The organism is Nocardia mikamii NBRC 108933 (assembly GCF_001613505.1).
GTDB lineage: Bacteria > Actinomycetota > Actinomycetes > Mycobacteriales > Mycobacteriaceae > Nocardia > Nocardia mikamii.
The window spans coordinates 349,916-368,620 of sequence record NZ_BDCM01000009.1 but is presented as its reverse complement, the minus strand read 5'-3'; the positions used below and the strand labels follow the sequence as shown (position 1 = coordinate 368,620).

Sequence of the window (18,705 nt, the reverse complement as noted above, 5' to 3'; positions counted from 1 at the left end):
AGCGAAAAGGAGTAGCCATGGCGCGACGCCAGGTCCATCTGAACGTGAACATCCTCAATGCCGGAGTTTTCGGCGGAGCCTGGCGATTTCCCGGCGCCGATCCGGAGGCGAGTTTCGGCCTCGAGCACTACCTGCGGATCGCGCGGACTGCCGAGGCCGGGAAATTCGACGCGATCTTCCTCGCCGACGGGCCCGCGCTCCGCGACGATATCCGTTTCCGGCCGTTCAACAGTCTCGAACCGTCGGTGATTCTGGCTGCCGTGGCGGCAGCGACCGAGCGGATCGGGCTGATCGCGACGCTGTCGTCGAGTTACAACGATCCCTACGACGTCGCGCGCCGCTTCGCCACGCTGGATCTGCTCAGCCGCGGCCGAGCCGGATGGAACGTGGTCACCACCGCCGGCGCCGAAGCGGCGCGCAATTTCGGCTACGACGACGAATTCGACCACACCACGCGGTATCGCCGCGCGGCCGAATTCGTCGAGGTAGTGCGCAAACTGTGGAACAGCTGGGAACCGGGCGCGCTCGTGGGGGACAAGGCGGCGCACCGGTTCGCTGATGTGGATCGCATCCACCGCATCGACCATCGCGGCGAATTCTTCGATGTGGCCGGTCCGTTGAATGTGCCTCGTTCACCGCAGGGCGAGCCGGTGATCGTCCAGGCGGGTGCGTCGGAGGCGGGCCGAGGACTTGCCGCGACGGTCGGCGAGGTGATCTTCACCGCCGCGCAGACGGTGACCGAAGCGGCCGAATTTCGCCGCGATGTGACCGCGCGTGCGTCCGCGGCGGGCCGGCCGCCCGGCGGTGTCCTGGTACTGCCGGGGCTGTCGACGGTGATCGGTGGGACCGAGCGCGAGGCGGCCGAGCGCCGGGCACTGCTGGACGAACTGGTTCCCACGCGATACGCGCTCAATCGGCTGGCTGATCAGCTCGGTGTGGATCCGGAAGTGCTGCAATTGGATTCGCCGCTGCCGTTCGATCGGCTACCCGATCCGCGGGCGGCGGGTGGTTCACACACCTTCCATCGAGTGGCCGTCGATCTGGCTCGCCGGGAGAACCTGACCGTGCGGCAGTTGCTGCGCCGCCTCGGTGGGGGACTCGGCCACCGCATCGTGACCGGCACACCGGAGCGCATCGCCGACACCATCGTCGAGTGGGTCGACGCCGGGGTGGCCGACGGATTCAATCTGATGCCCGATGTCCTGCCCGGCGGCCTGGACGACTTCGTGACGGGCGTGGTGCCGATTCTGCAGCAGCGCGGTGTCTTTCGCACCGAATACACCGGCAGCACGCTGCGATCGCATCTCGGACTGCCGATACCCGAACCGATCCGCATCCCGGAGGTGGCGTGATGACGCGCGAATTGCATTTCTTCGTCAATGTCGGCAGCTCCGGCTATCATCCCGCGGCCTGGCGCGAAGACGACCTCCCGGCCGATGCTTTCATCCGCTTGGCGCACTACCGCCGGATCGCCGAGATCGCGGAACGGGGTGCGCTGGACGGTTTGCTGTTCCCGGATATCCCCGTGCAGCAACCGTCGATCGCCCGCGCTCCGGCGGCTACCCTCGATCCGATCCTGCTCACCTCCGCCCTGGCGGTGAGTACCGAGCGGATCGGCTTGATACCCACCGCAACCACGACGTTGAACCGGCCCTACAACCTGGCCCGGCGGATCCTGTCGCTCGACCACATCTCCGGCGGCCGCGCGGGATGGAACGTGGTCACCACTTTCGCCCCGGATGCCGCCCGCAATTTCGGTCTTCACGACCTGCCCGAGCGGGAGGAGCGGTACCGGCGTGCCGCCGAATATGTCGACCTGACCATCCGGCTCTGGGACAGCTGGGAGCACGACGCCGTCATCGGGGACCAGGCCGCCGGCTGGTTCGCCGATCCCGCCCGGGTACATGCGGTCGACCACGACGGTGAGTTCTACCGCGTCGCCGGGCCGCTGAACGTGCCGCGCTCACCGCAGGGCCGGCCGGTGCTCGTGCAGGCAGGTGCGTCCGGGCCCGGCCGGTCGTTCGCCGCCGCATGGGCCGAGGCGATCTACACCACACATCTGAGCCTGACCGGGGCGAGGGAATTCGCCACCGAGATCCGCAGCACGGCAACGGCTTCCGGCCGCGACCCGGATGCCGTCCGGATCCTGCCCGGCCTGATCCCGGTGCTGGGATCGACCGAAGCGGAGGGGCGGGCGGCGTTCGATCGGCTGCAGCAGCGGTTGCATCCCGACAGCGATCCGGTTCGCGCGCTGGCCTCCTGGCTCGGATATCCCGACGAAGTCCTCGATCTCGACGCCCCGCTGCCGCCACGGCTGCTCACCTTGCCCGAGGGGCGGATCGGCCCGCAGGGTTTCTTCTATTCGCTGGCCCGCTACGCCCGCGAGACCGGCCACACCGTGCGGCAGTTGCTGACGGAATTTCTCGGCGGGCACCGCGTCGTCGCCGGAACCCCGGAAGCGGTCGCCGACCATATCGAGCAGTGGTTCCGCACCGGCGCGGTGGACGGATTCACCGTCATCCCGACGGTACTGCCGGCGTCGCTGGCCGATTTCGTCGAGCAGGTTGTGCCGCTGCTACGCGCCCGCGGGCTGTTCCGGCGCGAATACACCGGCACCACGCTGCGCCATCACCTCGGCTTGGCGGAACCTGGGAATTCCTTCGCCCGGGCCCTCGTCGCCACCGACAGAAAGTGACGATCCACGGAATGACATCCCGCTATCTGGGCCGGACCGGCGTGCTGGGCAGCCCACTCACTCTGGGCGCTGGACGATCTCGTCACCGCCGGCAAGATCCGCTACTACGGCACCACCACCTTCGAACCCCATCAGCTGGTGGAGGCGCAGTGGGTCGCCGACGACCGGAAGCTGCACCGGCCGGTGAGCGAGCAGCCGCCCTACTCGATTCTGGCGCGCGGCGCCGAACGGGCCACGCTGCCGGTGGCGCAGCGGTACGGGCTGGGCGTGCTGACGTGGAGTCCGCTGGCCGGCGGCTGGTTGTCGGGCCGCTACCGCAGCGGCGCCGATGCTCCGGCCTCGTCCCGGCTGCAGCGCCAGCCGCATCGCCACGATCCGGCGTTGACGGTGAATCATCCTGATCGAGCTGGCAATCGGCTTCGCGGGTGCACACCCGGACATCTCGGGCATCATCATCGGTCCGCGCACCAGTGAGCATCTGGAGACCTACCTGTGCGCCGCCGACGTGGTGCTGGAACCCGAGGTGCTGGACCGGATCGACGAGATCGTCCCGCCCGGAACGTATTTCCACGAACGCGACACCGGAAAGACCCCTGTCGCCCTCGCCGATCCCGCCCTGCGCCGATCGGCCTGACGCCGCTCGAGGCCCGCCGCTGGCCGGGCGTCGAGCGTGCGGGCCGGAGTGGCCGATCAGCTGATGAGCTCTCCGCGCGCATGGTCCGCACCATCGGCGGCCCACGCCGCGTGCAGCCGGGCATAGCGTCCGGCGTCGGCCGAAAGCTGTTCGTGCGGACCGTCTTCCACGATTCGCCCGGCGTGCAGGACGAGGATGCGATCGGCGATCTCGGCGCTGTGCAGCCGGTGCGCGATGGTGATGGTGGTGCGGCCGGAGCTCAGCTGCGCGAGTGCGCGCTGCAGACGGACGTCGGTGGCGGCGTCGACGCCGCTGGTGGCCTCGTCGAGCACCAGCAGATCCGGATCGGTCAGCGCGGTGCGCGCCAGCGCGACCAGTTGGCGCTCACCGGCCGACAGCGCTTCGCCGCGGCGGCCCACCACCGTGTGCAGGCCGTCGGGAAGGTGGTCGATCCACTCGCGCAGCCCGAGCCGATCCAGGACGTCGAGCACCGCCTCCCGGGTGGCGCCCTCGCGGCCCAGGGCGATGTTGTCCTCGATGGTCCGGTCGAACAGGAACGGATCCTGCGGCACGATCGCCACCCGCCGGGCGAGCTCCCCGCCGTCGATGTCGGCGGTATCGACATCCCACAGTGCCACCCGCCCGCCCGACGGGAGCAGCTGCCGGGTGATCAGCTTCGCGAATGTGCTCTTACCGCAACCGCTCTCGCCGACGACCGCGACGTGCTCACCCGCCCGGATCCGCAGATGCACCGGACCCAGGGCAAGCCTTCCCGGCACATAGCCGAAGGTGACACCGGCCAGTTCGACGGTCGCGGCGCCGGGCGGGAGGGTGGGGCGCCGGGGTCTTCGCGACGTGGCCGGAGCGTCGAGAACGGCCGCCACCCGCCGCAGTCCGGCCTCGGCGTTGCGGGCATCGGCAAGGCTGGTGACGGCGAATTGCATGGGCCGCACGAAGAAGGTGGCCAGGAACAGGAACGCCACGATGTCGCCGGCGCTGGCACGCAGCGGCCCGATGCCGGCGAGCGTGCCGACCACGATCACCGAGGCGGTGATCAGCCCGCTGGCCCACTCGCCGACCGACATGTTGAATCCGACCGGCCACAGGGTCTTTCGCTGGGCGGTGAGCACGGCGTCGATACGGCGCTCGGCGCCCTCGAGCATCCGCTCCTCGATGCCGTAGCCGCGGATGGTGTCGATGCCGAGCAGCAGTTCCAGCAGTCCGGCATACAGTTCGCCGATCCGCACGCGGACCGCGTCGAAGCGCTGGGCCACCAGCCGCTGCAACCGGCGACCGGCGAACGGGACGAGCGTGCCGATGATAAGCACCAGGATCGCCAGCGGCCACGAATACACCGCCATCACCGCCAGTGCCAGCACCATCTGGCAGATGTTCTGCACCAGGGTGACGCCGCCCGACTGTGCGTAGACCGTCACCATATCCAGGTCGTTGGTGACGCGGGCAACCAGGTCGCCGCCGGAATCGGTGCCCCGATCGGCGGGATCGCGGCGCAGAATGCGGGCGAAAGCGGCCGCGCGCAGCCGGAAAAGGAACTGTTCGACGATCCGGATCAGGCGGCGGTTCATCAGCGACGAGCTCACCATGGCGGCCAGGACCGCCGCCACGCCTACGCCGACCGCAGCGAACACGATGCGGGACCGCGCGACCGCCGTGGTATCGGCCAGCAGGGCGTGGTCGAGTGCGTACTGAATGGTGACCGGGACGAAGATGCGGCCACCGCCGGCGATCACGACCAGCAGCGCGATACTCAGCAGGGCGGTGCGGGGCACAGGCGCATGGCGGTCGAGCCGTCGCAGCAGTGCGGGGAGCGAATGACGATGCGGGACAGCGGGAGTCGTCACACCGCCTCCGCCGTGTCGTAGGCGCCGACCAGCTTCCGGTATCCGGGCACGGTCGCCGACAATTCCTCGTGCGGGCCGTGCGCGACGACGCTGCCGCCATCGAGATAGACGACGGTGTCGGCAAGGGAGATCGTCGCTGCCCGATGGCCTACCAGCACGACGGTGGTACGCCGGTCCGGTCCCGCGTATTCGGTGCGCAGCCGCTCGACCACGGTGCGTTCGACCAGGGGATCCAAGGCGGAGGTGGTGTCGTCGAGCAGCAGCAGACGCGGTCCGCCGAATACCGCCCGGGCCAGTGCGATTCGTTGCCTCTGCCCGCCCGACAGCTGTGCGGATTCCGACACCACGGTGTCGAGACCGTCGGGCAGTGCGGCGACGAAATCCTCGGCGCCGGCCACGCGCAGCGCGTGCCGGACCCGGTCGTCGCCGGTGGTCGCGCCGAGGGTGATGTTGGCCCGCAGGGTGTCGGTGAACAGGAATGCGTTCTGCGTCACCAGCGCGGTGCGTTCGCGCAGCGCCGCGGGGCTCAGGCGACGGGTGTCGACATCGTCGATCGCCACCGTGCCCCGGTCGGCTTCCAGCAGATGAGCCATGAGGGCCAGCAGCGTGGTTTTCCCGGAGCCGGTCGGGCCGACGACAGCGACCACGTCACCGGGCGGGATTCGCAGCGCGATGTCGCGCACCACCCGCGCCGCGGTATAGCCGAATTCGGCCGAGGTGAGGTGGACCGCGCTTCCGGAGGCCGGCAGTTCGGGCCGGCATCGTCCCTGCGCGGGGCGTTCGGTTTCGGCCGCGGTGGCCGCCAGCTTGTCCTGTCCAGCGACGCCCAGCGGAAGTGCCCCGAGGAAGCGTGCCAGCACATTCAGCGGGATCGCGGTGGTGATCAGCAGGTAGACGACCTCCACGAGCGTGCCGACGCCGAGCTGCCCGGCCTCGATGCGGCCGACGCCGACACCGAGGATCACCAGCGCGGCCAGCGGCGGCAGCAGCTCGATCGCGGGTTCGAAGATCGCGTTGGCGCCGCCGACCCGCAGATTCGCCGCCCGCACCCGGTCGGCCGCCACCTCGAACCGGGCAATTTCCTGGTCGGTGATTCCCAGTGTGGCGATGACCTGCCGGCCCTCGACCGCCTCGTGTGCCAGGGCGCTGAGCACGGCCCGCTGTTGCTGCGCGCGTTGAGCCCGCGGCGCCAGTACCCGCTGATAGGTGAGATTGGCGGCCAGCACCAGCGGGATGACGATGACGGCGATGACGGCGAGCCAGGCGTCGGCGAGGGCGATATCGGCCATTACCAGCGTCAGCATCCCGGTCATACCGACGGCGAACGGGAAGTGCTGCATGGGATCCCAGGCCATCTCGGTATCGGAGACGGCGTGCGAGACGAGGTATCCGGCCTGGTGGCGCCGGTGCCACGACACTCCCAAGCGCAGATACTGCGCGACCACGGCGGTCCGGGCCGCCGCGGTGGACCGGAACTGGATGGTTCCGGTCGCGACCGTCCGCCCGACGATGGTCACCGACCGCAGCACCGAGACCGCGAGGACGAAGACGGCGCCGACGGTTCCGGCGACCCATCCGAATCCGTGATGGGCGAATCCGGCTACCACGATATGGTCGGTACACCAGCCCACCCCCTTCGCGCCCAGCACCATACAGCTACCGTTGACCAGGCTGCAGGCGAAGGCGATCGCCGCTGTCCGCGGATGCCGGCGGCAACCGCGGATCAGGCTCGCCACTCCACGTCGCAGCGTATTCGCGCCCCGCTCCGCCTCGATCCCCGCTGCCGCGAGATTCGGACTACCCCCCGTACTCATGAAGCCGACTGCCGGTGCACCCAACCTGCCACGCGTGCCACCGGCACCTCCTCATCTCTCGATGCGTCTCACTGTCGCGAAGTTAATTGCTTATGGCAACGAACTTGATCTGCGTGATTCGAAAACACCATCGGCGCATCGGGGCCGGAAGAACAACACAGTTCCACTTACCGAATCGTTCAGTTCAACTGAACGATTTCGAGGCCAATGATTAGGCAGCACAAGGGATTTCAATCATCGTGAGCGGACCCGTCGATTTCTTCCGGCTCGAATGTTCCACTGTGGCGACCACTCAGGCCGTTGTCGATTCCGGCTCCAGGAGGACTGTCATGACCCCGATACCACGACCGGATTCACCGGCCGAAGCGCTGGTGCGCATCCGCGAGGTACTGGCCGAATTCGCGAAGGGCGTCGGCGAGCGCGACCTGGCCTGCGAACACCCCGACGAGCTGAACCGCGCACTGGGTGACGCCGGATTCGGCCGCCTGCGGGTGCCGGTCGAATTCGGCGGCTTCGACGTCGACCTGCCGACGCTGTTCGATGTGCTCGCCGAGGCCGGCCGCGCCGACTCCAACATTCCCCAGATCTGGCGCGGACATTTCACGACCACCGAAATCCTGCGCGCCGAAACCGATGCCGAGGTGCGGTCGTTCTGGCTGCATCGCATCGGCGCCGGCGCGGTGTTCGGCAACGCGCAATCGGAACCCGCGGCCGTGATCGCCGCGGCGGAGGCCGCCGGCACCGTGACCGGGGAATGGGGCTCGACCACCACCCGGGTGCGTACCGACGAGCACGGCCGCCGGCTCGTATCGGGCACCAAGTTCTATTCCACCGGCTCGCGTTACGCCGATTACATCCGCGCGGCGGTGGCCGACGAGGACGGCGAACGCGGCTTCGTCGTCATCCCCGCCCACCATCCTGGCGTCACCCACGCCGACGACTGGGACGGTATCGGGCAGCGCCAAACCGGCAGCGGCACTACGGTTTTCCGCGACGTTCCGGTCGAGGAGCATGGTGACATCGGCCGTTACCGGGAGTCGCTGCGCGGCCTGGACTCGTTCGTGCAGATCGTCCATCTGGCGAATCTGACCGGTATCGCCCGCAGTATCGTCGCCGAAACCGTGGATCTGCTGCGCGGGCGCACTCGCACCAGCCTGCACGCGCTGACCCGCAACGCCGCCGAGGATCCCGAGGTGCTGGGCGTGGTGGGCCGGCTCGAGGTCCGGCGCCGCACCGCCGAAACACTGCTGCGCCACGCCGCGGTGACCCTGGAGGCGGCTCACACCACCGGGGCCGAGGCCGATTTCGGGCACGCGTACCTCGAGACCTCCGTGGCCCAGGTGGCCGTCATCGAGGCGGTGCTGGACGCCGCGACCACGGCCTTCGACGCGCTCGGTTCCTCGGCGGTCCGCAACAGTGCGCATCTGGACCGGCACTGGCGCAACGCGCGCACGCTGGCCTCGCACAACCCCGTCGTATACAAACCGCGGCTCATCGGTGATCACCTGGTCAACGGCGTCACCCCGCAACCGGGGTACTACCGGGACCGGCGCTCGGTCACCGATGCGGGGCAGACGCCCGCCGCGGTGGGGAGCGATCGGTGAGCGACCGGCTGCACATCAACGTCAACATCCTCAACGCCGGGGTGTTCGGCGGGTCGTGGCGCTTCCCCGGAACCGACGCCCTGGCGAGTTACGGCATCGAGCACTACACCTCGATCGCGAAGAAGGCGGAGGAGGCGACCCTCGACGCGGTCTTCCTCGCCGACGGGCCGGTGCTGGACCCGAGTATCGAGCATCGCCCGGGCAACAATCTGGAGCCGACCACGGTGCTGGCCCGGATCGCGGCGCAGACCGAGCGGATCGGGTTGATCGCCACGCTCTCCTCGTCGTACAACGATCCCGTCGAACTGGCTCGCCGCCTGGGTGATCTAGACCATCTCAGCGGCGGCCGATTCGGCTGGAATGTGGTCACCACCGCCGGGCCGCTCGCGGCGCGCAACTTCGGCCGCGACGCCGAACCCGACCATGCGCTGCGGTATCGGCGGGCGGCGGAATTCGTCGAGAGGGTCGTGGCGAGCTGGGCCGAGCGGTCCGAATTCCGTTCCCCGCAGGGCCGGCCGGTGGTCGTGCAGGCCGGTGGTTCCAGCGACGGCAAACGGCTGGCCGCGCGGGTCGGGGAGGTGATCTTCTCCGCCGAACAGGATCTCGGCACCGCGCGGGCGTTCCGCACCGAATTGCGGGAAGCCGCACGGTCGTTCGGCCGGAGCCCGGATGAGATCGTGGTCCTTCCCGGGCTGTCCACCGTCGTGGGAAGCACCGAGGCGGAGGCGGTCCGGCGGCGTGAACTGCTCGACGAGCTGCTGCCCGACGCCTATGCGCGCGCCCGGCTGGCCGGACAGCTCGGTATCTCGCTGGAGGGTCTCGCCGACGACGAGCGAATCCCCGCCGAACTGTTGCCCGAACCCGACGCAGCCGGCGGGTCGCAAACCTTCTACCGGGTCGTGAAGGACATCATCGACCGAGAAAGCCCGACGTTGCGGCAGCTGCTGAAGAAGCTGTCCGGCGGCGGCGGGCACCGCATCGTGGTCGGCACCCCGGAACAGATCGCCGACGATATCGAGCGGTGGTTCCGGGCCGGCGCCGCAGACGGGTTCAATGTGATGCCCGACGTATTACCTTCCGGCTTCGACGATTTCGCCGACCATGTCATCCCCGAACTTCGCCGGCGCGGCTTGTTCCGTACCGAATACGACGGTACGACGCTCCGTGATCACCTCGGTCTGGGAGTTCCCGCGGTGCCGGCCGGGGTGTGGGACCGCGGACCTCTGGAGGCGGCGCGATGAGCGCGCCGATCGTCACGGACCGGCATCTCGAACGAAGGGCAGCACGATGAGCACCGTTGCGTTCCTGATCGATATCGCAACCGGTTCCGCGCAGGATGCCGCGGCCGCCTCTTCCGGTGCCGCCCGGTCGGGCTCCGGTGCGCTGACATCGAAAACCGATGTCGGCGAAATGATTCCGATTACCGCCGCCGCGCGCATCGCCGCGACCGCGCAGGAGGCCGGCGTCATCGCCCTGCGCATTCTCGACTCCGCCGACGGCAGGCGCGCCCTGGATCCCGGTGTCGCCGCCGCATATCTGGCCGGACGGGCGGGTGGGATCGGTTATCTGGTCGACCTCGCGACCACACACAACCCGCCGTACAACGTCGCCCGCCGCGTACTGTCCTTCGACCGGGCCACGGGCGGCCGCGCCGGCGTGGTGCTGCGTCCAGGGGAAGGAGACGATGTCAGTGATGCGGTCGTCGCGCCGTCGCCGGCGCTCACTCCCGGGCAGCGCTGGGAGGAGTACACGGAAATCCTCACTCGCCTGTGGGAGTCGTTCCCGCGCGCGGCGCTGCTCGGCGATCAGGAAGGTGCGCGAGTCGCCGATCCGGCGTTGATCGCGGGCATCGATTACGAGGGCCGTGGTTATCGCGTCGCCGGGCCACTGGACGGCCCGTCGTCGGTGCAGGGGCGTCCGCTCGTGGTCGCCGCCGATACCGACCTGGTCGGCTGGGATATCGCGGCCCGATCCGCGGATGCGGTGATCGTGGCGGGTGCCGCCGTACCGGGCGCCGGGCGCGCCCTGACCGCCGCCCTCGAGCGCGTGGGCCGACGACGCGGCGACGTAGTGCTGATCGGTCGCGCGCCGGTGACGGTGCGCGACCGGCACGAGGGACGCGCGGCGCTGTCCCGGCTGGTGGACTGGGCGCATGCCTACGATCTCGACGCGGTGGAGTTGTCGCCGACCGGTGGCGCTCGCGGTGTACTCGCCGCCGCCGAGGCGGTGGCGACGCTGCCTGCCGCCCCGCCCGGTCCGACGTTGCGCTCCGCGCTCGGCCTGCCATCGGTTGCGGCGGTGCTGCGATGACCGCCGTTCAGCCGCATCGCACCTCGGGGGCGGCCGGCCCGACCGTTGCCGGTATCCGCGCCGCCGCCGAACCGATTCTGCGCCGGCTCGGCGATACCGCCGGTGCCCGCGAAACCGCGCGCGATTACGCCTTCACCGAGGTGCGCGCGCTGGCCGAGACCCGGATCGCGCTGACCGGTATCGCCGCCGAGGACGGCGGCGCAGGCGGTTCCGTGCGCGCGGTCGCCGATCTGGTGGTCGCCATCGCCCGCGCCGATTCGAGTGTGGCACAGGCACTTCGCAGTACGTTCCTGGTCGCGAATCGGGTGGCGAGCCGTCCGGATCTACCGCAGCGGGAGCTGACCTTGCGGCGGCTGCGCGCCGGTGACCTGTTCGCCGGCACCGCCAACGAGCGGACGGGCGGGGCCAGTGGGCAGACCAATGCGACAGCCCGCCGCGCGGGTGCCGACTGGATCGTCACCGGCGAGAAGTACTACTCGACCGGCGGCCTGTACGCGTCGTGGTTCTCCACCCAGGCGCGAGCCGAGGACGGCGCCATCTTGCGCTTCACCGTGCCGTTCGATCGCGCGGGCATCGAGCGGCTCGACGATTTCGATGCGGTCGGGCAGCGGCTGACCGCCAGTGGCACAACACGTTTCACCGACGTGCGAGTGTACGCCCACGAGGTCACCGACACCGATGACGACGAGCCGGACAATCCGTGGCAGGGCTCCTTCGCACAGCTCTATCTCGCCGCGGTCGAGGCCGGAGTGGCGGCGCGCGCTTTCGACGATGCCGTCACCTTCGTGCGGGAGAAGGCCCGCCCGATCAAGCACAGCTCCGCGACCACCAGCGTGGACGACCCCTACGTCCGCCAGACGGTGGGGCAGATCGCGGCCCGAGCACAGGCGGCGCGGGCGGTGGTCCTGCTCGCCGCGGAAACTCTCGGGGACGTGCAGGGCCTGGCCGGAGCGCAGGCTCGCACCGCCGGCGCCGCGGCCGCGGTCGAGGTCGCGCAGGCCGGCACAGTTGCCATCGAATCGGCGTTGGCGGCAGCGGAATTGCTCTTCGACATCGCCGGCGGCTCGATCACCGACCGCGTCCTCGGTTTCGACCGGCACTGGCGCAATGCCCGCACCGTCGCCAATCACAATCCGCGCCAATGGAAACAGGCCGTCGCCGGCGCGTACCACCTGACCGGTGCGGAACCTCCGACCACCGGACTCTTCTGATCCCCCACCTCGCTCACCATCGACAACCACCCGAGAGGACCCGATGACCGTCTACACCCCCGAGCCGCCCTACGCCGCCGCCGACGATCGCTACGAGACGATCCCGTATCGCCGCAGCGGGCGTTCGGGGCTGGACCTGCCGTCGATCTCGTTCGGCCTCTGGCAGAAGTTCGGCACCGACTACCCCTTCGCCACGCAGCGTGAAATCATTCTCCACGCCTTCGATCTGGGCATCACCCACTTCGACAACGCCGACCGCTACGGCCCACCGCATCGTGGCGCGCAACTGAACTTCGGCGCGGTGCTGGCGAAGGATCTGGCGCCCTACCGCGACGAGCTGATCCTGTCGACGAAGGCGGGCAACCCGATCGGCGCAGGCCCCTACCTTCGCGGCGGCTCGCGCAAGTCGTTGCTTGTCTCGCTGGAACACAGCCTGCGCGATCTGGGCACCGAATACGTCGACATCTTCTACCACCACAGCCCCGATCTCGAGACTCCGCTGGAGGAGACGGTCGGCGCGCTGGTCGACGCGGTGCGCCAGGGCAAGGCCCTGTACGTGGGAATCTCCAACTACCGGCCGGATCGCGCGCACGAGATCGCCGAACTGCTGCGCGCCGAGGGGGTGCCGCTGCTGATCCACCAGACCCGGTATTCGATCTACGACCGCGGACCGGAACAGAGCGGGCTGCTCGACACCGCACGCGCCGACGGGTTCGGTGTGATCGTGTATTCACCTCTGGCACAGGGACTTCTGACCGGCAAGTACCTCGAGACGATTCCCGAGGGCGCCCGGGCGCGCAACAGCGCCTTCCTCTCGCCCGACGTCATCGACGATACCTATCGGCAGCGCACCGCGGCCCTGAACAAGATCGCCGAATCGCGTGGCCAGTCGCTGGCGCAGCTGGCGCTGCAGTGGGTGCTGCGGCGTCCCGAAATCACCTCGGCGCTGATCGGAGCCAGCTCCACCGAACAGCTCGACCACAACCTCGCGGCGCTGAGCTTCCCCGCGCTGACCGACGAGGAACTGGCGCTGATCGACGAGCACGGCGTGCACGGCACCGGAACGCGAGGCTGATATGTCCTCACCCACAACAGTTTCCATCTGAATCTGTCGCTGATGACGCCAAGGCATTTCCGGCAGGCCTCGCGGCTGCCCTACGCCGATCCGCTGGCCTCCCTCGGCGTCGTGGTGCCGATCGCGGCCACCGAGGAGCAGGCGCGCCTGCGCGAACGCGAACTGTACGACCTGCTGCCGATCGAGCGGCTCACCGCGGGCCTTCTCGGCAACCTCGGCCTGCCGGCGAACTCGTTCGGTCCTGATGACCCGATCGCGCACGACGATCTTCCGGAAACCATTCCGGCCGAAACGTTTTCGACCGGATTCAGCGAATCCACGCGGGCACTGATCGCCGCCGGCCCGCGCACCCCGCGAGAGCTGATCGAACGCAGTGCCGGTGGATCGGGGCACCGGCCGCTGGTCGGCACACCGGAACAGGTCGCCGACGACCTGCAGGAATGGTTCGAGGCGGGAGCCGCGGACGGGTTCACGATCATGCCCGCCGAAACCGCGGTGGACTCGGAGAATTTCGCCACCGGCGTGGTCCCGATCCTGCAGCGGCGCGGACTGTTCCAGCAGGAGTATCGGGAGCCCACACTGCGAGCGCGGCTGGGCCTGCCGGTTCCGCGCCGGCAGCGCGCCGAGGTCGCGGAGTCGGCTTGAAAGCAGTTGTCCGACAGCCATATAGAGCTGATTCGCCGAGGCGGAGGGCGACACCCTCCGCCTCGGTCGTATCGCTCAGCGCAGCAGGGGCAGCAGGTGCTCGCCCTGGCGGTGGATCTCCTGGAGGTAGGGGGTGTCGGACAGGACGAACTGGGTGATCCCGAGGTCCTGGTATTTCCGCAGTGATTTGGCGACGTCCTCGGCCGAACCGACCAGCCATGTACTGCCCGCACCGCCTCCGCCCACTCGGCCCGGCGCGGTGTAGAGGTTGTCGTCGAGGACGTCGCCGCGGGCCGCGAGATCGTAGAGCCGCTGCTGGCCGACCGCGGCCTGCCGTAGCGGTTCTCGCTCGGCCCCCTGGCTTTTCGCCATCTCCGCCACGCGAGCCTGGGCGTCGGCCCAGGCCTGTTCGGTGGTGTCGCGTACGACGGTGGTGACCCGCAGGCCGAATTCCAGCGGCGGAAGTTCGCGGCCGTGCCGCTCGCTCAGTTCCCGGAGCCGCTCGATGCGTTCGCGGACGTCGGCGAGCGGCTCGCCCCAGAACAGCTGCACATCGGCCACGGTCGCCGCCACCCGCTCGGCGGCGGCCGACGCTCCACCGAAATAGAGGGTGGGATGCGGCCTACCCTCGCGAGCCGAAATGCGGGGCAGCACCGTGGAATCGGTCACCCGGTAGTGTGTGCCCCGGTGGGTGACGTGCTCCTCGGTCCACAGCCTGCGAACCAGCCGGATGAACTCCTCGGTGCGCCCGTAGCGGGCGGCCTGATCCTCCTCCGCTTCGCCATAGGCCGCGAGATCGTCCTTGCCGGACACGATGTTGATCCGCACCCGGCCGCCGGACAGATGATCGAGCGTCGCGACCGCGGAGGCGAAATGGGCGGGCCGCCAATACCCGGGCCTGATGGCGATCAGCGGCTCGAACGACTCGGTGCGGGCGGCCAGTGCCGTCGCCACGGTGACCGTGTCCGGGCGTCCCCATCCGGTGCCGAGCAGCGCGCCCTTCCAGCCGTACTGCTCCAGCGCCCGCGCCTGGGCGGTGAGGGTGTCGATGCTGTTGTGATCGGCGGTGACGGTGTCGCCTCGGTGACCGGGTGTCACTTGGTTGGGGATGTACCAGAGGAATTCGGCGCTCATCGGGGTCGTCCTGTTCGGTGGTCGCGGTCCGCGGCGGACACTGCTGGCAACCGCCGGAAGAAGAATGTTCGGCGAGGCGAACACCGTGAGTATGACCCCGACCGACCGCCCGGCGGCCCGGCAGGCTCTTCGGCGTGATGCATGAAAATGACTGTGTGCTGCGGTGATTCGGCCTCGGCGGAAATAAATTCCGGGGGATTCGAGGGCGGTGGGTGCCGCCGGGTGTCAAGACGCCGGATACGGTCGCCGCCGGTCGGTCGCGGTGCCGGCCGTGATCCACTGCCGGCGCGGTCCAGGCCACCGGCGAGACAGCGCACGTCCGGGACGCCCGCCCAGGCCAGGTACTCGTGGACACGGGAATCCTTCTGGATGGGTGGGCTGTGCGCGGCGCTCATGCGGTGAGCTCGGCGAGCTGAGCCCGGCGCACGTCGGCGGACTGACCCTGTACCAGGAGGAGCAGGGCCGTCCGCGCGTAGAGCTGCGCGGTGTCGTCGCCGGCCAGCCCACGCCTGGTTCTGCCAGGCGGGTGAGCGGAGTGTGCCCGGGCCCGTTACATGTGGGTGAATTCCTGCTCACAGGTCTTCAGCCCGGTTTGTGAGCCTGCCTAGGCTCGACAGGGTGCTGAGCCTCGCCCCGTGCAGGTGAGGCAGGGAGCAAGCTGGCTAACCTCCCGTCAGCGGCAGTGTTCGAGTGCAAAGGGATCCGCGATGATGACTGTTACCGGACCCATTCCTGGTGCGATCACATCTCGCGACGAACTCCCGGATGAATTCTTCGCCCTGTTCCTCGATCCGACCCGCACCTACAGTTGCGCGCTCTGGACACATCCGGACGACACGCTGGAACGAGCCCAATCGGCGAAAATCGATCTCACCTTGGCCAAATGTGATCTGCGGCCGGGCATGACGTTGCTGGATGTGGGCTGCGGCTGGGGCTCGATCATGTTGCGTGCCATGGACACCTACGGGGCGAACGCGATCGGGCTGACCGGCAACCGCCACCAGTACCGGTATATCCGGGACCGGCTCGTGGACCGGCTGATCCGCGGCCGCCCCTACGGCGGTGTGCGGCGCCAAGGCTGGGAGGAATTCGACCGCCATCCGGATCGCATCGTGTGCATCGGTCGGCTGGAACACCTCCACCCGCGCCGCTACCCCGACTTCTTCGATTTCGCCTACCGGGTGCTGCCCGAGAACGGGGTGCTGCTGGTGCAGACCGTCGTCACATCGGTCCGCGATCGATCGGACGCCCACCAGATCCGTTTCGCGGATACCGATTCCGTCTTTTCGCCCAAGACCATCTTCCCGATCGACCGACTCCCGCCGTTGACCGGCCGCAATCCCACGGGCATCACCGAATACGCGCAAGACGCCGGATTCACCGTCACCGGAACCGACAGGTTCGGACCGCACTACACGACCACATTGCAGTGCTGGGCCTCCGCCCTGCGCGAGCACCGCGACCGGGCGATCGAACTCGCTGGGCACGACACCTACAACGCCTACATCAACCAGATGACCGCCTACGCCGACTACTTCCGCAGCGGCCACCTCGACCTCATGCAGCTCACCTGCACAAAGACCGCGACACCGCACCGACCCGAGCCATCGCTCCGACGGTCGCCGCAGCGGCCGACCGGCAGGCAATCGAGCTGACGGAGCTCCAAGCCAGTACGGCCGGTCCAACCAGTCCCCGCAATTCGACTGAAGACGTCCCCTCTCGAACGCCCGGTAATGCCGATCCTCGTGTTCCCTTACACCGCGGGCCGCGGCAGTGATAAGGCTTCATGAAACCGGCGCTGCACCCCGCCGCGCGATCGGCGCGAAGTCGTCGAGCCCGTTGAGGCGTGTGTTCTGTACCGCTCGGATCAACCAGCGACCCGAGCGCTGCACGAGAACGGCAGTGATGAGCCCACGACGGTCCTCACCCGCTGGGGCACCCGGCAACACGTGATCGGGCCACGCCCATTCGGTGTGCACCAGCATCACCCCAAGGAGTGAGAGGCTGGATGTCGATGACCGTCTGGCTCTAGTTCTTCTTCTGCACCAGAACGGATTCAGGGAGCGGTTTGTCCGCCGGTCCGCAGCGCCGGGACGGGCGTTCAGGACACGAGAGACGTTGCGCAATGGCTGTATCGAATCGTTCAACCCTCGCCTGCGCGATGAATGCCGCAACAGCACCGTCGAGAACTCCCAGTGGCTGGAGTACCTAAATCCCCAAGGTGGCACTAAAGTTACACTTCTGACCCGATTCCCACAGGCGGCAACCGGCTGACCTGCGGAAATGTCTCGGGTCGGCGTAATCCGATCGTTATGTCGGGTGATCGATCCGATGGGAAATAGATGAGATTCACCAACTTTGTCGGCACCTCGCTGATCGCCATCGCGGCGACCGGTATCGCCTACGGGACCGCTTATGCCGAGCCTGCCGCGCCCGCGCCGACGCCGAGTCAGGTCCAGACCCAGCAGAGCCCGGCCGTGCACGGCACGGACCAGGGTGTCGGCTACACCACCGAACTCGCCGATATGGGCAACAAGATCGTCACCACGGTGACGGGCGGCAAGTTCGCCCTCACCTCGGACAAGTCCGCGGTCACCCTGACCAACGACAAGGGCGCCGTGGTGATGAGCTACCCGCTCTCGGCCAAGGGGCCCAACGGCACCACCGTCGCCGCCGCGGTGAACGAGGACGGCACCAGCCTGACGTTGACCCCGCAGGGGCAGCCGATCTCGTCGGTGAAGAACATCTCCGGTCAGGACTGGTTCTTCGCCGAGCTGCAGCACGCCTCGCTGGGCGCCGCGGTCGGCGCGGTCATCGGCTTCCTGGTCGGCCTGATCTTCATCGGCGTCGGTTCGATCCCGGGCGCGGTCCTGGGTGGCGTGATCGGCCTGCTGGTCGCGGGCGGGCAGCCGCTAATCGACTCCGCCTTCGCCTACTTCAGCGGTAACTGACACCGAAAGTGTTGCGACACTGAAGGTTCTGATTCTCGGCGGCACCCGGGAAGCCCGGCAGCTCGCCGATATCGCCTCCGGCGAGCGAGGATTCGACATCGTCTCCTCGCTCGCCGGCCGTGTGCGAGAACCGGTCCTGCCCGCCGGAGCGGTGCGCATCGGCGGGTTCGGCGGCACCGAGGGCTTACGGAAGTGGCTGGCGGACAATGCGATCGACGCGATCGTCGACGCCACCCATCCCTTCGCGGGCACCATCTCCTCGCATGCGGCCGCCGCGGCGCGAGCGGGTGGGGTACCGATCGTGCACCTGCGCCGGCCCGGCTGGTCCGAACAACCCGGTGACCGGTGGTCGCGGGTGCCGGATCTGGCCGCCGCCGCCCGCGCCGTGACCGCATTCGACCGCGTCTTCCTCACCATCGGCCGCCAGGGCGTGGCTGCCTTCGCCGAGCTCGGTGAGCCGTGGTTTCTCATCCGGGCCATCGATCCGCCGACCGGACCCGTTCCGCCGCAACATCTTCTGCTTCTCGCCCGGGGGCCGTTCACCGTGGCGCAGGAGGTCGATCTGCTGCGTGAGCATCGCATCTCGGCGATGGTGACCAAGGACAGCGGTGGCGACCTCACCGTGGCCAAGCTGACCGCTGCCCGCGCGTGCGGCATTCCGGTCGTGGTCGTCGACCGGCCGCCTGTGCCGCCGGGTGTCGACTGCGCGGAATCCGTTGCGGCGGCGTGGGAGTGGTTGAACGCGCGCTGACCGCAGTCGCTCGTGCGGC

Annotated in this window: 16 protein-coding genes; 13 read left to right on the top strand and 3 right to left on the bottom strand. The window is 68.8% G+C overall.

All coding sequences use genetic code 11. The features are described from left to right. The first annotated feature begins 17 nt into the window (after nucleotides 1-17). The 4 genes from NMI01S_RS13145 to NMI01S_RS36265 are packed head-to-tail and all read left to right on the top strand — an operon-like array spanning nucleotide 18 to nucleotide 3,329. Nucleotides 18-1,352 carry an LLM class flavin-dependent oxidoreductase gene (locus NMI01S_RS13145; RefSeq protein WP_062996952.1) on the top strand — a complete coding sequence of 445 codons (1,335 nt, stop codon included), beginning with the start codon at nucleotides 18-20 and terminating at the stop codon, nucleotides 1,350-1,352. Further along, nucleotides 1,352-2,695, top strand: a complete 1,344-nt coding sequence (locus NMI01S_RS13140) for an NtaA/DmoA family FMN-dependent monooxygenase (RefSeq protein WP_062996950.1) — start codon at nucleotides 1,352-1,354, stop codon at nucleotides 2,693-2,695. Before NMI01S_RS13145 ends, NMI01S_RS13140 begins: the two co-directional genes overlap by 1 nt. Nucleotides 2,696-2,719: 24 nt before the next feature. Continuing rightward, a complete protein-coding gene (locus tag NMI01S_RS35870) occupies nucleotides 2,720-3,169 on the top strand; it encodes an aldo/keto reductase (protein WP_369689905.1) in 450 nt (149 codons plus the stop codon). Between the two features lie 31 nt (nucleotides 3,170-3,200). Beyond that, nucleotides 3,201-3,329: a hypothetical protein gene (locus NMI01S_RS36265; RefSeq protein WP_281186704.1), complete on the top strand. Its 129-nt coding sequence runs from the start codon at nucleotides 3,201-3,203 to the stop codon at nucleotides 3,327-3,329. Between the two features lie 56 nt (nucleotides 3,330-3,385). Here NMI01S_RS36265 and NMI01S_RS13130 read toward each other — a convergent pair whose 3' ends face one another. Continuing rightward, on the bottom strand, nucleotides 3,386-5,191 hold the full coding sequence (locus NMI01S_RS13130; protein ID WP_062996946.1) for an ABC transporter ATP-binding protein: 1,806 nt from the start codon (nucleotides 5,189-5,191) through the stop codon (nucleotides 3,386-3,388). Continuing rightward, complete coding sequence (locus tag NMI01S_RS13125) at nucleotides 5,188-7,005, bottom strand: ABC transporter ATP-binding protein (RefSeq protein ID WP_157126154.1); 1,818 nt, start codon at nucleotides 7,003-7,005, stop codon at nucleotides 5,188-5,190. The genes NMI01S_RS13130 and NMI01S_RS13125 overlap by 4 nt, the downstream gene beginning before the upstream one ends. Before the next feature lie 329 nt (nucleotides 7,006-7,334). Here NMI01S_RS13125 and NMI01S_RS13120 point away from each other — a divergent pair, with 329 nt between their 5' ends. From NMI01S_RS13120 to NMI01S_RS13095, 6 genes are read left to right on the top strand one after another with little or no spacing between them, the layout of a single operon-like run. Next, the gene (locus tag NMI01S_RS13120; protein ID WP_062996942.1) at nucleotides 7,335-8,609 is read left to right on the top strand and encodes an acyl-CoA dehydrogenase family protein; all 1,275 of its coding nucleotides are present in this window, start codon (nucleotides 7,335-7,337) and stop codon (nucleotides 8,607-8,609) included. After that, nucleotides 8,606-9,850 (top strand): LLM class flavin-dependent oxidoreductase, encoded by a 1,245-nt coding sequence (locus tag NMI01S_RS13115; protein WP_062996940.1) that lies wholly within the window; start codon nucleotides 8,606-8,608, stop codon nucleotides 9,848-9,850. The genes NMI01S_RS13120 and NMI01S_RS13115 overlap by 4 nt, the downstream gene beginning before the upstream one ends. A gap of 46 nt (nucleotides 9,851-9,896) precedes the next feature. Beyond that, nucleotides 9,897-10,919 carry an LLM class flavin-dependent oxidoreductase gene (locus NMI01S_RS13110; protein ID WP_084512902.1) on the top strand — a complete coding sequence of 341 codons (1,023 nt, stop codon included), beginning with the start codon at nucleotides 9,897-9,899 and terminating at the stop codon, nucleotides 10,917-10,919. Continuing rightward, complete coding sequence (locus tag NMI01S_RS13105; RefSeq protein ID WP_062996938.1) at nucleotides 10,916-12,130, top strand: acyl-CoA dehydrogenase family protein; 1,215 nt, start codon at nucleotides 10,916-10,918, stop codon at nucleotides 12,128-12,130. Before NMI01S_RS13110 ends, NMI01S_RS13105 begins: the two co-directional genes overlap by 4 nt. Before the next feature lie 43 nt (nucleotides 12,131-12,173). Next, nucleotides 12,174-13,205 carry an aldo/keto reductase gene (locus tag NMI01S_RS13100; protein WP_062996936.1) on the top strand — a complete coding sequence of 344 codons (1,032 nt, stop codon included), beginning with the start codon at nucleotides 12,174-12,176 and terminating at the stop codon, nucleotides 13,203-13,205. Between the two features lie 42 nt (nucleotides 13,206-13,247). After that, the gene (locus tag NMI01S_RS13095; RefSeq protein WP_218020999.1) at nucleotides 13,248-13,850 is read left to right on the top strand and encodes an LLM class oxidoreductase; all 603 of its coding nucleotides are present in this window, start codon (nucleotides 13,248-13,250) and stop codon (nucleotides 13,848-13,850) included. Nucleotides 13,851-13,925: 75 nt separating this feature from the next. Here the strand turns inward: NMI01S_RS13095 and NMI01S_RS13090 are convergent, their stop codons facing one another. Next, nucleotides 13,926-14,984, bottom strand: a complete 1,059-nt coding sequence (locus NMI01S_RS13090) for an LLM class flavin-dependent oxidoreductase (RefSeq protein ID WP_062996934.1) — start codon at nucleotides 14,982-14,984, stop codon at nucleotides 13,926-13,928. A gap of 707 nt (nucleotides 14,985-15,691) precedes the next feature. Between NMI01S_RS13090 and NMI01S_RS13085 the strand changes: the two genes are divergently transcribed. The 3 genes from NMI01S_RS13085 to NMI01S_RS13070 all read left to right on the top strand — a co-directional run bounded on the left by NMI01S_RS13085 (nucleotide 15,692) and on the right by NMI01S_RS13070 (nucleotide 18,686). Beyond that, nucleotides 15,692-16,639, top strand: coding sequence for a class I SAM-dependent methyltransferase (locus NMI01S_RS13085; protein ID WP_062996933.1), 948 nt, complete (start codon nucleotides 15,692-15,694; stop codon nucleotides 16,637-16,639). A 687-nt stretch (nucleotides 16,640-17,326) separates the two neighbouring features. Then, on the top strand, nucleotides 17,327-17,935 hold the full coding sequence (locus NMI01S_RS13075; RefSeq protein WP_062996928.1) for a DUF8020 domain-containing protein: 609 nt from the start codon (nucleotides 17,327-17,329) through the stop codon (nucleotides 17,933-17,935). 19 nt (nucleotides 17,936-17,954) lie between these two features. Then, nucleotides 17,955-18,686, top strand: a complete 732-nt coding sequence (locus tag NMI01S_RS13070; RefSeq protein ID WP_062996926.1) for a cobalt-precorrin-6A reductase — start codon at nucleotides 17,955-17,957, stop codon at nucleotides 18,684-18,686. The last annotated feature ends 19 nt before the right edge of the window (nucleotides 18,687-18,705 follow it).